The following is a 14444-nucleotide window of genomic DNA, read 5'->3' on the forward strand; positions in this document are numbered from 1 at the left end:
AATTCATTAGATTAACTAGTGAATTCGATGTTTTTTGCTGTCGTTACGAAGTTCACGCAGTATTTTATAGTCTTTTGTAAAAAATATTGAAATAGTATGTCCGTGGTAATAGAAAAAGTAGAAAAACTTCAGAAGATGGAATATTACAACAAAAGACCATAAACCGAATTTATTAACAGGATATTCACATTATCCACATTTAAATACACTTAAAAATGAACGTTTTTCTGTTGGTGTACAAGAAATGTTCGTCTTTCAGGAAAAATCAGCATAAAAATGCAAGAAAAATCGTGTTATTATTGAGAGAGAAGTGGTAAACTAGTGTTGACTATAATTCGAAATGAGGGAACCCAGTGAGAATAGCAATTTCTTCTGATCACGGAGGCAATAACTTACGTCGAGAGATTATGCAACTATTAGATGAACTAAATATTAGCTACGAAGATTTTGGTCCACAATCTGCGGATTCAGTAGACTATCCTGATTATGCAAAGCCAGTTTCTGAGGGTGTCGCGAACGGGGAATTTGATAAAGGTATTTTAATTTGTGGCACAGGGATTGGCATGTCCATTGCAGCAAACAAAATAAAAGGAATTCGTTGTGCTTTAGTACATGATGTATTTAGCGCAAAGGCAACGCGTTGCCATAATGATTCGAATATTTTAGCGATGGGTGAACGTGTTATTGGTCCTGGCCTTGCACGCGAAATCGCAAAAGCTTGGCTAGAAACAGATTTTGAAGGCGGTCGTCATACACGTCGCGTAGAAAAAATTGCTGAATTAGAACAGTGAAAAAGAGCATTTATGCCCGTTAGCATGTGACATTCGCTGACTGAAAATGGTCAGTGGACTTCGTGCTTGTGGCGTAAATGACTAGATATCTAAATAAGGGGCTGAGCTTAGTGGTTGTACAGCAAATACAAACGCAACTGACTCAGTTACTCAGTGAATTCGAAGAGCAGGTAACCTTACGACCAAATACTATTTTTGTCGTAGGCTGCTCTACGTCTGAAGTGATTGGTCAGAAAATTGGCACAGCAGGCGCACTTGAAACGGCAGAGGCTATTTTTGAGCCATTACTGACATTTGCAAAGAAACACCAGTTGCATTTAGCGTTCCAAGGCTGTGAGCATATTAATCGCGCTATTACTATGGAAGCAGCAATAGCAGAGCAATTTGACTATGAACCTGTAGCTGTTGTACCTATCCGTACAGCAGGTGGATCGATGTCAGCCTATGCGTATACACAATTTGTAGAGCCTGTTGTCGTAGAGACAGTGATTGGGAATGCAGGCATCGACATTGGGCAAACACTAGTTGGCATGCATTTAAAGCATGTAGCTGTCCCTGTTCGTACATCTGTCCGTACAGTGGGGGAAGCTGTTGTCACAATTGCAACAACACGTCCGAAGCGAATTGGCGGCGAACGTGCTGTATATAAGTAAGACACTCTGAATTACATTAAATCTTAGGAGGCTTTTTCAAACATGGCATACGAAAATTTAGCAGTACAAGACAAAGCAGTATTAGATGGGATTTTAGCAGAAAAAAAACGTCAACAAGAGAATATCGAGTTAATCGCATCAGAAAACTTTGTATCTGAAGCAGTTATGGAAGCACAAGGTTCAGTTCTGACAAATAAATATGCTGAAGGCTATCCTGGTAAACGCTACTATGGTGGCTGTGAACACGTAGACGTAGTAGAAGATATCGCACGTGACCGTGTAAAAGAAATTTTCGGTGCAGAATATGCAAACGTACAACCACACTCTGGCGCACAAGCAAACATGGCCGTTTACCATACAATTTTACAACCAGGTGATACAGTCCTTGGAATGAACCTGTCTCATGGTGGTCACTTAACACATGGTTCACCAGTAAACTTCTCAGGTATTCTTTATAACTTCGTAGAATACGGCGTAACCAAAGATACACAGGTTATCGACTATGAAGATGTACGTCAAAAAGCGTTAGAACATAAACCAAAGCTAATCGTTGCAGGTGCATCGGCGTATCCACGTGCAATTGACTTCTCAAAATTCCGTGAAATTGCTGATGAAGTTGGCGCATATTTCATGGTAGATATGGCGCACATTGCAGGTCTTGTAGCTGCGGGTGAGCACCAGTCACCAGTTCCATATGCTGATTTTGTTACGTCTACAACACATAAAACATTACGTGGCCCACGTGGTGGTTTAATTCTTGCTTCAAAAGAATGGGAACAAAAACTAAACAAATCTGTTTTCCCAGGTATCCAAGGTGGCCCATTAATGCACGTAATCGCTGCAAAAGCTGTAGCATTCGGCGAAATTTTACAACCAGAATTCAAGGATTACGCAAAACAGATTAAAGCAAATGCAAAAGCTTTAGCAGAAGTGTTAATTGCAGAAGGCGTTGAAATCGTTTCTAACGGCACAGATAACCACTTATTACTTCTTAATGTGAAATCTCTTGGCTTAACTGGTAAAGTAGCAGAGCACGCGCTAGATGAAGTAGGTATCACAACGAACAAAAATACGATTCCTTACGATACAGAATCTCCATTCGTTACTTCTGGTATTCGTATCGGTACACCTGCCGTTACTTCTCGTGGCTTTAAAGAAGAAGACATGAAAGAAGTAGGTGCAATCATCGCTGCGGTACTTAAAAACCCAGAAGATGAAGCAGTGAAAGCTGAAGCTAAAGTTCGCGTAATAGCATTAACTGACAGACATCCATTATACGTATAATTATAACTATCAATAACAGGCTGTTCCTAAAGTGTATTATTTCACTTTGGGTACAGTCTTTTTTTTGAAAAGCAGGTGAAAACTGTAAGAAGTATATTTTTTTCTATTATTTAAGTAAAATAATCTTATTTTTGACTTTTTTTACATAATATAAATAAGAAAGGATATATTATAGTGGGTTAAGGACAGATAATGTCCTAATAGAGAAGATTTTTTCATAAAAGTGACAAAATATTGAATTTTTTATGTACAATATAAATTAAATGAGATGTGTTAAAGACGGGAGGGGTTGGATGATTGCTAAATCGATGGACATACAAAATAATAGCTTATTAACTACTGTTCGTAAATTAGGAGATAACTCTAAAGAGAGCTACGTGATACTGGATGCGAAAAATAGTCATAGCATACTAGAATGTAATGATTCTTTTTGTAAGCTTACGAATTCTACAAGTTCACAACTACGAGACAAAGATTATTTTTCAATGCTTCCTAATGAAGTGCAGATGACAACGATTGAAATGATTAAGACAAAAGTACATAACGGAGCAATGGTGCAAGCAAAGCTTCATCATAATTGCTTTGAAAAGCCACCTTTTTGGTCCGAAATACAGGCCCTTCCTTTTCAAAATAATGAGGGTGAAACATTATTTGTGTTATTACTTGTGAAGGATGTTACGTATTATCATACAGCGAATTTTTTAAATCGTCTTGAGTCAGCGATGTATGAAGCAATTGAAAAGGACGATCCCTTTGATAAAAAAATGGATATTGTCTGTAGGGCCATAAATGAATTTTTCAAGCCATATGTGAATAGCATGATACTTATAAAAACGGAAGCAAATCAGTTACGCGTTTTCACGGAAAATTGTAAAGGTGAAAAACTTTCTGAGGTAATTGAATGGTATGAATATTACCGAAGAGCCATGCAGAAAGAGTCATTTATCTTAGCTGAAGATTTAGAACTGATTGATATTCCGCAAGAACATAAAAAGTTTGCCTATTCATTCGATAAGCAATCCGCTTGGTTCATTCCAATTCGCAATCAACAACAGCGAGTAATAGGGTTGTTTGCAATATTCCATAATCAGTATCCTAGTCATCATGATTTCTTTGTTAATATGTTTCCAAAAATAGCATCACTTGTTGCGTTGGCACATACGTATGCAAAAACGCAGAAAAGAATATGGGATTTAGCCTATATGGATATTACGACAGGTTTGCCGAACCGCCATAGCTTTGTAAATAGGATTGAAAAAGAGAAAGAGCAGGGACAACATGGTTTTATCAAAGTATTGAAGCCAAGTGAATTTCATCAAGTTGTCGAATTATATGGTCGCGAAGCAGGGGACGAGCTATTAAGACAAATTGCAAAACGACTCAATGAAAATAATAATGACCATAATGAATATATTGCGCGATTTACGAGCTCTAGTCTGATTATTTCCTGTATGACTCCCTATGAAGATTTGACAAATTATGATAGACGTATCAAAGAATTAATACGACAGCCGTTTATTATAAGAAGTAAGCAAATCTACATTACGTTAAAAACAGGGATTGCTACATTCGATAAGGATATTAAAATAGCTGATGCGATTCGCTTTGCAGATAACGCTTTATCCTATGCGGCCAATAAACCGGGTACCCATATGGAAGTATTTACGAAGGAACGAAATGAAGAATTAGAGCAACAAATGCTAGTTTTAAATCATTTATCGCATGCGCTCAAGAGCAAAGAAATCTCTGTCAATCTACAACCAAAGGTAGACTTACGGACAGGGGAAATTCAAAGTATTGAAGCACTCGCTCGTTGGATTTCACCGACGCTTGGCATTGTATCACCAGCTACATTTATTCCAGTTGCAGAGAATGCGGGAAAGGTACGAGAAATTGATACGCAAATTTTAGAACAGGTTCTTGCATGGCTAGAGGATCGACAGCGTTTGGGGAAAAAGTTGGTGAAGGTTGCAGTTAATATTTCACCGGATCATTTTTACCACCCTCACTTTGTGAAGGATTTATTGAAGTTAGTCCGACAATACAATATTGATCCAAGTTATATCATATTAGAAGTAACTGAAAATATTGGTTTAGTGGATTTCCAAACAGCACTAGCAATTATTCAAGAATTAAAGAGTTATGGCTATAAAACATCAGTGGATGACTTTGGAACGGGTTTCTCTTCGCTGAGCTATCTGCAAAGACTGCCATTTACTGAATTAAAAATTGACCGAAGCTTTATTAACGATATTAATGATGCAGCTACCCTCGCTATTGTCCGTTCGATTATTCAGCTTGCTTTAAATTTAGGCATGACATCAGTAGCTGAAGGGATAGAAAACGAGGAACAAGTTGAAATATTACGAGCACTCGGTTGTACAGTAGGACAAGGTTACTTCTATTATAAACCGATGTCGATTGAACAACTTGATACCATACTAGATGTATAAATTGCTCATACATGTAGTCAACATTCTAGAAATGGGGGCGTCTTGAATTTAATTTTGAGACGCCTCCTTTTTTCTGTTATACTAGTTGAGATAAAATGAAACTTTAACCGATGGGGTATACCATCGATTATTAGTTGAATAAATCGGGTACTTACGAATGCTAGATCCCCACTGAAACATCTTGCTTAGGCTTCATTTTGAGGTGGTGTTTTAGCACCCGTTAGTACGGGATAAAAATGAAATCCGAACCGTTAGGAGAGAACCCCTGTGAGCAAAGTATACGTATTTGATCATCCACTAATCCAACATAAGTTAACTTATATTCGTGATAAGAAAACAGGAACGAAAGAATTCCGTGAGCTAGTAGACGAGGTTGCAACATTAATGGCATTTGAAATTACACGTGATATGCCAATAGAAGAGATTGAAATTGAGACACCGGTAACAATTGCAAAAACAAAAGTACTTTCTGGTAAGAAACTTGCTATCGTTCCGATTTTACGTGCAGGAATCGGCATGGTCGACGGCGTATTAAAGCTAATTCCAGCAGCAAAAGTTGGTCATATTGGTCTGTATCGTGACCCAGAAACTTTAAAACCTGTAGAGTACTATGCAAAACTTCCAGCAGATGTAGAAGAACGTGATTTCATTATTGTAGACCCTATGCTTGCAACAGGTGGTTCAGCAGTGGAGGCCATCAACTCACTGAAAAAACGTGGTGCGAAAAGCATTAAATTCATGTGCTTAATTGCTGCGCCAGAGGGTGTGAAAGTAATTCAAGAAGAGCATCCAGATGTAGACATCTACATTGCAGCACTTGATGAAAAGTTAGATGATCACGGCTATATAGTTCCTGGCTTAGGTGATGCTGGTGACCGTCTATTCGGTACAAAATAAAAAGTAATTTGCTCAAACGACTAGCTATGTTTGACTTGTAAAGCAACTTTAAAACACTTAAAAGCGTCCTTCTATTTTGAAGGACGTTTCATATATGTCTAGACAATACACTTCCGTTCAAATTTGGAGATGTATAATATAACAAAGGACGGTGCAAATCGTTTTGACGAAAAAATGGAAAGTGATGACGATATTCGGTACGAGACCAGAGGCGATTAAAATGGCTCCACTGGTACTGGAATTACAAAAACATCCCGAGCAAGTGGAATCGATTGTGACAGTGACTGCACAACATCGCCAAATGCTCGATCAAGTATTGGAAACATTTAAAATTACACCAGACTATGATTTAAATATTATGAAGGATCGTCAAACGTTAATTGATGTGACGACTAACGCTTTACAAGGTTTGGACAAAGTCATGAAGGAAGCCAAGCCTGATATTGTTTTAGTACATGGTGATACAGCAACAACTTTTATTGCCAGCTTAGCCGCGTTTTATAACCAAATTTCAATCGGTCATGTGGAAGCGGGTCTTCGTACATGGAACAAATATTCACCTTACCCAGAAGAGATGAATCGTCAGCTAACGGGCGTTATGGCTGATCTTCACTTCGCACCAACGGAAGTATCGAAGAAAAATCTTTTGGATGAAAACAAAAATCAAGATACTATTTTTGTGACAGGTAACACAGCAATAGATGCACTAGCAACAACAGTTAGTGCGCATTATACGCATCCTGTATTAGATAAAATAGGCAATGACCGCATGATTCTATTAACAGCGCATAGACGTGAAAATTTAGGTGAACCAATGCGTCATATGTTCCGAGCGATTACTCGAATTTTATCAGAACATGAGGATGTACAGGTTGTTTACCCAGTGCATATGAACCCAGCTGTTCGAGAAATTGCGAATGAAATTTTAGGAGATAATGAGCGTGTACATTTAATTGAACCGTTAGAAGTTTTTGACTTCCATAACTTTGCGGCAAACTCGTACATGATTCTAACTGATTCCGGTGGCGTTCAAGAGGAAGCGCCGTCACTAGGTAAGCCAGTGCTAGTCCTACGAGATACGACGGAGCGCCCTGAAGGTATAGCGGCAGGGACTCTAAAGCTAGCAGGAACCGAAGAAGAAACTATTTATTCACTAGCAAAACAATTATTAGAGGATACTGCTGCATATGAAGCTATGGCAAAAGCATCAAATCCTTATGGAGATGGACATGCATCAGAACGTATAGTAAAAGCTCTCTTAGAATTTTTGCATAAAAGCAAATAATCTACTATTTTAAAGATAAGAAAATAAGTCAATTGTACCTATTTTAACTGTGAAGCTAATTTGCGAGCATATTTATGTCGTAAATTAGCTTTTTTATGCATAATTGTGAAATATATTTCACTTTCTACGATGTTTCATACACAAATTTGTCAACAATTTGACAAGAGTATAGTGGCTGTGAAGTTTTTCTCCTTTACTAATTGACTTCAAATATCACCTATTGTATGCTTACAAAGGGTAAGAATGATAAGGGTTTCTATTCGTTATTAGACGTTGAAACACTTGTTATATCAAGTTTCTACTAAATTGACAGTTAAAACAATCACTGTCGATTTGCAACGTTTTGTGCGTTTCGGTTTAACACCGAGTAAGTAAGGGGTGTAAGGCATTATTAGGAATTTACACCTGTAATTTCATGATAACGCTCCCATTACTATTCCGCTGTGAGTAGTGTTTTTCACTGCTCTTTTCTGATTTCACAAAGTGGTCAGCAAACGTTTTCTTTACTCGAAAAAATGATTCAGGAGACTACAAACCAATGCTAGATTTGCATCACATTTTTGCTGTGCAGAAGAGAGCGTTATTTTTTTTGCTCGCACTTTGCGCATTAGGCTGGGGCTTAACGTCCTATCAAACTGTTTTTGCGGGCATCGCAATAGGTGCATTTTTTGGTACGTATAATTTTTGGATTTTAGTTCGCCGTATGGAGAAGTTTGATCGTTCCATTAGTGAAGGGAAGAAAATAGGCTCGCTTGGTTCAGCGCTTCGCTTCGGATCAGGTGTGGCGGCAGTCGCTATAGCCATTTCGTTGCCAAACTATTTTCACTTAATTAGCACGGTCATAGGGCTAATGATTCCGTACGTTTTTCTCTTTGTCGAGAGAATTGTATCTCATGTAAGGAACCACTAATGTGCTTTATTAGAAAGAGAGGTGAAAAATAACAATGAATCATGAAGCTCCGTTATGGACACCAGTCAGTTTCTTAACTTTTAACTTATCAACAGTTATGATGTTACTAGTTGCCGCAACAATCGTATTCTTTATTGCTTTTTTTGCAACTAGAAGCTTAAAGTTGAAACCAACTGGTATGCAAAACTTTATGGAATGGATTATGGATTTCGTAAAGAATATCATTAAAAGCAACATGGACTGGAAAACTGGTGGGCGTTTCCATATTTTAGGTATCACACTTATTATGTTTATCGCAGTATCTAACTTAATAGGTCTGCCATTCTCTATCGCTTATGGACACACACTTTGGTGGAAATCACCAACAGCTGACCCGACTGTTACTATGACACTTGCAGCAATGATTTTAGTATTAACTCAATACTATGGTATCAAAATGAAGGGGACAGGCCATTATGTTGGTACATTCTTCAAACCGATGTCATTCATGTTCCCACTAAAAATCATTGAAGAGTTTGCAAACACTTTAACATTAGGTCTACGTCTTTACGGTAACATTTATGCAGGTGAAATTTTACTTGGTTTAATCGCAGGTTTAGCAACATCTGGTTTTATCGGTGCAGTTGGTGCAATCGTACCAATGATGGCATGGCAAGGTTTCTCTATTTTCATCGGCTTAATCCAAGCCTTTATCTTCACAATGTTAACAATGGTTTACATGGCTCATAAAGTGAGCGATGACCATTAATATAAAGCATAATTATTATGCTTAAAACAAAAAAAACAAACAATTCCAAGGAGGAAATTTTAAAATGGGTTTATTAGCAGCAGCAATCGCAATCGGTTTAGGTGCACTTGGTGCAGGTATCGGTAACGGTCTTATCGTATCAAAAACAGTAGAAGGTATCGCACGCCAACCAGAAGCACGTGGCGTTCTTCAAACTACAATGTTCATCGGGGTAGCATTAGTTGAAGCCCTTCCAATCATCGCAGTAGTAGTAGCATTCATTGTAATGAACAAATAATTCAGTTGTATACTGAATTTTAGTAGTGGCGAAGCAGGATTCTCCAGATGAAACTTCGCCCTTCATTTTGGAACAGATTAAAGCTATGTGCAAATATAGCTTTTTAAAATAGGTAAGTTTTCGAAACAAATTATTATGTTGAAGTCAAAGCTCTTGAAGGGAGTGAAACAATCGTGTTTTTAGATAATCTTGTACTTGGTGCAGGCGCTGGTTTTAACGGTGGTGACATCATTGCTACATTAGTGATTTTCATAGTATTAATGCTTCTACTTAAAAAGTTCGCTTGGGGTCCACTTATGGGCATCATGCAACAACGTGAAGAATTAGTAGCTAGTGAAATCGAAGCAGCTGAAAAGGCGCGCAAAGATTCTCACAAATTTTTAGAAGAACAAAAGAGCCTTCTTAAAGAAGCTCGCACGGAAGCACAATCGATTGTTGAGGGTGCTAAGAAGCAAGGCGAAATGCAAAAAGAAGAAATTCTTACTGTAGCTCGCAACGAAGCTAACCGCTTAAAAGAATCGGCTTTACGTGAAATCGAGTCTGAAAAAGAAAAAGCTATTGCAGCTGTACGTGATGAAGTCGTTTCATTATCTGTACTTGCAGCATCTAAAGTCCTTAGCAAAGAGATTTCTGAGGCAGACAACCGTGCTCTAATAGAAGAGACGATTGCGAAGGCAGGGGAAGCTCAATGAGTAATTCAACTGTAGCAAAACGTTATGCTCAAGCGCTTTTTGAGTTAGCGCAGCAAAAAAACATTCTTGCAGAAGTTGGAACAGATTTAAGTGAGCTTACAAAAGTTATCAAAGAATCTCCGGATTTCTTAACGCTGTTAAGCGCACCTAAGTTCTCTATCGAACGTAAGAAACAAATGGTAGCTGAAATCTTTGCAGCTGCAACACCTGAGTTTGTACACACAATTCAACTTCTTGTTGAGAAAAAACGTGTAAACGAAGTGAAACTAATTGCAGACGCATATGCTGAACTTGCTGCACAAGCACAAGGTTCTGCAGACGCAACTGTATTCTCTACTCGTGAACTTTCTGGTGAAGAAAGCGCTAAAATTTCTGCAACGTTTGCAAAACTTGTTGGAAAACAATCATTAAACATTACAAACGAAATAGATCCAGCATTATTGGGTGGTATTCGTGTTCAAATCGGTAACCATATTTATGATAGCTCAGTAGTGAACAAGCTTGAGCGTCTAAAACGTGAATTAATCGGTTAATAATTTAGAAATGTGAGAGGTGACATACATGGGCATCAAGGCTGAAGAAATCAGCAGTCTGATTAAACAACAGATTGAGAATTATGAATCTGAACTTAAAGTAAGCGAAGTTGGTACAGTTATCCGTATTGGTGACGGTATCGCTCTTGCTCATGGCCTCGACAACGCCATGGCTGGGGAGCTTTTAGAGTTCTCTAACGGTGTTATGGGTATGGCTCAAAACCTAGAAGAAGGTAACGTTGGTATCGTTATCTTAGGTCCATACACAGACATCAAAGAAGGCGATGAAGTTCGTCGTACAGGTCGTATTATGGAAGTACCAGTTGGTGAAGAACTAATTGGCCGTGTTGTAAACCCACTTGGTCAACCAGTGGATGGTCAAGGTCCCATCAACACTACAAAATCTCGTCCAATCGAAAGCCCAGCTTTCGGTGTAATGGCTCGTAAATCAGTACATGAACCATTACAAACTGGTATCAAAGCGATTGACGCTTTAGTACCAATCGGTCGTGGACAACGTGAGTTAATCATCGGTGACCGCCAAGTAGGTAAAACATCTGTAGCAATCGATACAATCTTAAACCAAAATGGTGAAAATATGATTTGTATCTATGTTGCTATCGGTCAAAAAGAATCAACTGTACGTGGTGTAGTTGAAACGTTACGTAAGCACGGTGCATTAGATTACACAATCGTTGTTACTGCTGCTGCATCTCAACCAGCTCCATTACTATACTTAGCACCATTTGCTGGTGTTTCTATGGCAGAAGAATTCATGTTACAAGGTAAGCACGTATTAATCGTGTATGATGATCTTTCTAAACAAGCATCAGCTTACCGTGAACTTTCACTTCTTCTACGCCGTCCTCCAGGTCGTGAAGCATACCCTGGTGACGTATTCTACTTACACAGCCGCTTACTTGAACGTGCTGCGAAGTTAAATGAAACTTACAACTGTGGTTCTATCACAGCTCTTCCATTCGTAGAGACACAAGCTGGGGATATCTCTGCATACATCCCAACTAACGTAATCTCAATTACTGATGGTCAAATATTCTTACAATCTGACTTGTTCAACTCAGGTGTACGTCCAGCGATTAACGCCGGTCTTTCTGTATCACGTGTAGGTGGATCTGCTCAAATTAAAGCGATGAAAAAAGTTGCGGGTACACTACGTCTTGACTTAGCTGCATTCCGTGAGCTTGAATCATTTGCTCAATTCGGTTCTGATTTAGATAAAATCACACTAGCTAAACTTGAGCGTGGTAAACGTACGGTTGAAGTGCTTAAACAAGACCTAAACAAACCACTTAAAGTTGAAAAGCAAGTTGCTATCCTTTATGCATTAACTAAAGGTCATTTAGATGATATCCCAGTACAAGATATCGTTCGTTTCGAAGGCGAATTCTTAAGCTGGTTAGATTCAAACCACACGAACGTTTTAGATCATGTTCGTACTACTAAAGAACTTGCATCAGACGCTGAGTATGAAGCAGCATTAACTGCATTCAAAAAAACTTTCGCTAAATCTGAATAAGCTCGATATAGTCACTTGATTAAAAAACAAAAGGTGGTGAAATACCAGTGGTAAACTTACGCGAAATAAAAGGTCGTATTAATTCTACAAAGAGTACGAAACAAATTACCAAAGCGATGCAGATGGTTTCTTCTTCAAAGTTACGTCGTGCGGAGCAAAATGCTAAAGCTTACGTTCCTTACATGGAAAAAATCCAGGACGTAGTAGGCGCGATTGCATCAGGTACAAAAGACAGTGGACATCCAATGTTAACTGCACGTCCTGTCAAGAAAACAGCTTACTTAGTCATTGGTTCTGACCGTGGTCTTGCAGGTGCTTACAACTCAAGTATCCTACGTCATGTACAACGTACAATCAACGAGCGTCATAATTCAAAAGACGAATACGTGATTTTAGCGGTAGGTCGTGTTGTTCGTGATTACTTTGTGAAACGTGATCATAATGTCATCAGCAGTGTGGTTGCTCTTCCTGACCAACCAACATTCGCTGATATTAAAGAAATCGCTCGTAATGCTGTTGGTATGTTCATTGACGGTACGTATGATGAACTTTATATGTACTACAATCACTTTGTCAGCGCAATTGCTAACGAAGTGACAGAGAAAAAACTTCTTCCATTAACAGATATTGCACCTGTAAACAGTAAAGCTTCTTATGAATTCGAACCATCTGGTGAAGCAATTCTAGAAGTACTACTTCCACAATACGCGGAAAGCTTAGTTTATGGCGCATTATTAGATGGGAAAGCAAGTGAACATGCTTCTCGTATGACTGCTATGAAAAATGCAACTGATAATGCATCTGATCTTATTGCAGATCTTTCGTTGCAATATAACCGTGCACGTCAAGCAGCAATTACACAAGAAATTACAGAAATCGTTGGTGGAGCTGCAGCCTTAGAATAGGCTCGGCTCACCAATGTCGTATAAGAATACGATAGGAGGGTACACAGTAATGAATAAAGGACATGTTATTCAAGTAATGGGTCCGGTTGTTGACGTAAAATTCGAAAACGGCCATTTACCAGCAATCTATAACTCATTAACAGTTAAGATTGAACGTCCTAATGAAGAAGCAACAATTCTTGCATTAGAAGTTGCACTTCATTTAGGTGATGATTCTGTTCGTACAATTGCAATGTCATCTACTGATGGCTTACAACGTGGAGCAGAAGTAACAGACTCAGGAAAAGCTATCTCAGTACCAGTTGGTGAAGTTACACTTGGTCGTGTATTTAACGTACTAGGAGAAGTAATCGACTTAGGTGAAGAGATTCCAGCTGACGCTCGTCGTGATTCAATTCACCGCGAAGCACCATCTTTCGATGAACTTTCAACGACAGTTGAAATTCTTGAAACAGGTATCAAAGTAGTAGACTTATTAGCACCATACATCAAAGGTGGTAAAATCGGTCTCTTCGGTGGTGCCGGTGTAGGTAAAACAGTATTAATCCAAGAATTAATCAATAATATCGCACAAGAGCACTCAGGTATCTCTGTATTCGCTGGTGTAGGTGAGCGTACTCGTGAAGGGAACGACTTATTCTTCGAGATGAGCGATTCAGGCGTTATCAAGCAAACAGCGATGGTATTTGGTCAAATGAATGAACCACCAGGTGCACGTATGCGTGTAGCTTTAACTGGTCTTACAATGGCAGAATACTTCCGTGATGAGCAAGGTGCTGACGTACTTTTATTCATCGACAATATCTTCCGTTTCACACAAGCAGGTTCTGAGGTTTCTGCCCTATTAGGTCGTATGCCTTCAGCGGTAGGTTACCAACCAACACTTGCAACTGAAATGGGTAAACTACAAGAACGTATCACATCTACTAACAAAGGATCTGTAACTTCTATTCAAGCGATCTATGTACCAGCCGATGACTATACGGACCCGGCTCCAGCTACAACTTTCGCCCACTTAGATGCAACTACTAACCTTGAGCGTAAATTATCTGAAATGGGTATCTACCCTGCGGTTGACCCATTAGCTTCGACTTCTCGTGCATTATCACCTGAAATCGTAGGCGCTGAGCACTATGCTGTGGCTACTGGTGTACAACGTACAATCCAACGTTACCGTGAATTGCAAGATATCATTGCAATCTTAGGTATGGATGAGTTATCTGATGAAGATAAACAAACAGTAGAACGTGCTCGTCGTATTCAATTCTTCTTATCTCAAAACTTCCACGTTGCGGAACAATTCACTGGTCAAAAAGGTTCTTACGTACCTGTTAAAGACACTGTTCGTTCTTTCAAGGAAATCCTTGAAGGTAAATACGATCACTTACCAGAAGATGCTTTCCGTTTAGTTGGTTCAATTGAAGAAGTAGTTGAAAAAGCGAAGAGCATGGGCGTAGAGGTTTAATACTAGGGACGAGG

The 14444-nt window shown here is 38.9% G+C and carries 14 protein-coding genes; all 14 read left to right on the forward strand.

The genetic code is table 11. The features are described from left to right. The first annotated feature begins 353 nt into the window (after nucleotides 1-353). The 14 genes from rpiB (at nucleotide 354) to atpD (ending at nucleotide 14430) form a co-directional block, all read left to right on the forward strand. Nucleotides 354-791 carry a ribose 5-phosphate isomerase B gene (gene rpiB / locus ACOMCU_RS11090; RefSeq protein WP_010857985.1) on the forward strand — a complete coding sequence of 146 codons (438 nt, stop codon included), beginning with the start codon at nucleotides 354-356 and terminating at the stop codon, nucleotides 789-791. A 110-nt stretch (nucleotides 792-901) separates the two neighbouring features. Next, nucleotides 902-1444, forward strand: a complete 543-nt coding sequence (locus tag ACOMCU_RS11095) for a TIGR01440 family protein (RefSeq protein ID WP_421050188.1) — start codon at nucleotides 902-904, stop codon at nucleotides 1442-1444. A 42-nt stretch (nucleotides 1445-1486) separates the two neighbouring features. Then, a complete protein-coding gene (gene glyA, locus ACOMCU_RS11100) occupies nucleotides 1487-2728 on the forward strand; it encodes a serine hydroxymethyltransferase (protein WP_421050189.1) in 1242 nt (413 codons plus the stop codon). Nucleotides 2729-3021: 293 nt separating this feature from the next. Next, nucleotides 3022-5181: an EAL domain-containing protein gene (locus tag ACOMCU_RS11105; RefSeq protein WP_421050190.1), complete on the forward strand. Its 2160-nt coding sequence runs from the start codon at nucleotides 3022-3024 to the stop codon at nucleotides 5179-5181. 267 nt (nucleotides 5182-5448) lie between these two features. Continuing rightward, the gene (upp, locus tag ACOMCU_RS11110; protein WP_010857989.1) at nucleotides 5449-6078 is read left to right on the forward strand and encodes a uracil phosphoribosyltransferase; all 630 of its coding nucleotides are present in this window, start codon (nucleotides 5449-5451) and stop codon (nucleotides 6076-6078) included. Between the two features lie 163 nt (nucleotides 6079-6241). Further along, the gene (gene wecB, locus ACOMCU_RS11115; RefSeq protein ID WP_010857990.1) at nucleotides 6242-7363 is read left to right on the forward strand and encodes a non-hydrolyzing UDP-N-acetylglucosamine 2-epimerase; all 1122 of its coding nucleotides are present in this window, start codon (nucleotides 6242-6244) and stop codon (nucleotides 7361-7363) included. A 538-nt stretch (nucleotides 7364-7901) separates the two neighbouring features. Next, nucleotides 7902-8273 (forward strand): ATP synthase subunit I, encoded by a 372-nt coding sequence (locus ACOMCU_RS11120; RefSeq protein ID WP_010857991.1) that lies wholly within the window; start codon nucleotides 7902-7904, stop codon nucleotides 8271-8273. Nucleotides 8274-8307: 34 nt separating this feature from the next. Further along, the gene (gene atpB / locus ACOMCU_RS11125; RefSeq protein ID WP_219361243.1) at nucleotides 8308-9021 is read left to right on the forward strand and encodes a F0F1 ATP synthase subunit A; all 714 of its coding nucleotides are present in this window, start codon (nucleotides 8308-8310) and stop codon (nucleotides 9019-9021) included. A 64-nt stretch (nucleotides 9022-9085) separates the two neighbouring features. Beyond that, nucleotides 9086-9298 carry a F0F1 ATP synthase subunit C gene (gene atpE / locus ACOMCU_RS11130; protein WP_010857993.1) on the forward strand — a complete coding sequence of 71 codons (213 nt, stop codon included), beginning with the start codon at nucleotides 9086-9088 and terminating at the stop codon, nucleotides 9296-9298. A 173-nt stretch (nucleotides 9299-9471) separates the two neighbouring features. After that, nucleotides 9472-9990 carry a F0F1 ATP synthase subunit B gene (gene atpF / locus ACOMCU_RS11135; protein WP_421050191.1) on the forward strand — a complete coding sequence of 173 codons (519 nt, stop codon included), beginning with the start codon at nucleotides 9472-9474 and terminating at the stop codon, nucleotides 9988-9990. Then, a complete protein-coding gene (locus ACOMCU_RS11140) occupies nucleotides 9987-10523 on the forward strand; it encodes a F0F1 ATP synthase subunit delta (RefSeq protein ID WP_010857995.1) in 537 nt (178 codons plus the stop codon). The genes atpF and ACOMCU_RS11140 overlap by 4 nt, the downstream gene beginning before the upstream one ends. Before the next feature lie 28 nt (nucleotides 10524-10551). Then, nucleotides 10552-12060: a F0F1 ATP synthase subunit alpha gene (gene atpA / locus ACOMCU_RS11145; protein ID WP_010857996.1), complete on the forward strand. Its 1509-nt coding sequence runs from the start codon at nucleotides 10552-10554 to the stop codon at nucleotides 12058-12060. Nucleotides 12061-12107: 47 nt separating this feature from the next. Beyond that, nucleotides 12108-12965, forward strand: coding sequence for an ATP synthase F1 subunit gamma (gene atpG / locus ACOMCU_RS11150; RefSeq protein WP_010857997.1), 858 nt, complete (start codon nucleotides 12108-12110; stop codon nucleotides 12963-12965). A 49-nt stretch (nucleotides 12966-13014) separates the two neighbouring features. Beyond that, on the forward strand, nucleotides 13015-14430 hold the full coding sequence (gene atpD / locus ACOMCU_RS11155) for a F0F1 ATP synthase subunit beta (RefSeq protein ID WP_010857998.1): 1416 nt from the start codon (nucleotides 13015-13017) through the stop codon (nucleotides 14428-14430). Nucleotides 14431-14444: the final 14 nt, after the last annotated feature.

This window comes from Lysinibacillus sp. UGB7 (genome assembly GCF_049058285.1).
Taxonomy (GTDB): domain Bacteria; phylum Bacillota; class Bacilli; order Bacillales_A; family Planococcaceae; genus Lysinibacillus; species Lysinibacillus sphaericus_B.

Bases quoted from the DNA above. Each gene is read 5' to 3' on its own strand.
- glyA (WP_421050189.1), top strand. From the start codon at position 1,487: ATGGCATACGAAAATTTAGCAGTACAAGACAAAGCAGTATTAGATGGG.
- ACOMCU_RS11105 (WP_421050190.1), top strand. From the start codon at position 3,022: ATGATTGCTAAATCGATGGACATACAAAATAATAGCTTATTAACTACT.
- ACOMCU_RS11120 (WP_010857991.1), top strand. From the start codon at position 7,902: ATGCTAGATTTGCATCACATTTTTGCTGTGCAGAAGAGAGCGTTATTT.
- atpB (WP_219361243.1), top strand. From the start codon at position 8,308: ATGAATCATGAAGCTCCGTTATGGACACCAGTCAGTTTCTTAACTTTT.
- atpE (WP_010857993.1), top strand. From the start codon at position 9,086: ATGGGTTTATTAGCAGCAGCAATCGCAATCGGTTTAGGTGCACTTGGT.
- ACOMCU_RS11140 (WP_010857995.1), top strand. From the start codon at position 9,987: ATGAGTAATTCAACTGTAGCAAAACGTTATGCTCAAGCGCTTTTTGAG.
- atpA (WP_010857996.1), top strand. From the start codon at position 10,552: ATGGGCATCAAGGCTGAAGAAATCAGCAGTCTGATTAAACAACAGATT.
- atpD (WP_010857998.1), top strand. From the start codon at position 13,015: ATGAATAAAGGACATGTTATTCAAGTAATGGGTCCGGTTGTTGACGTA.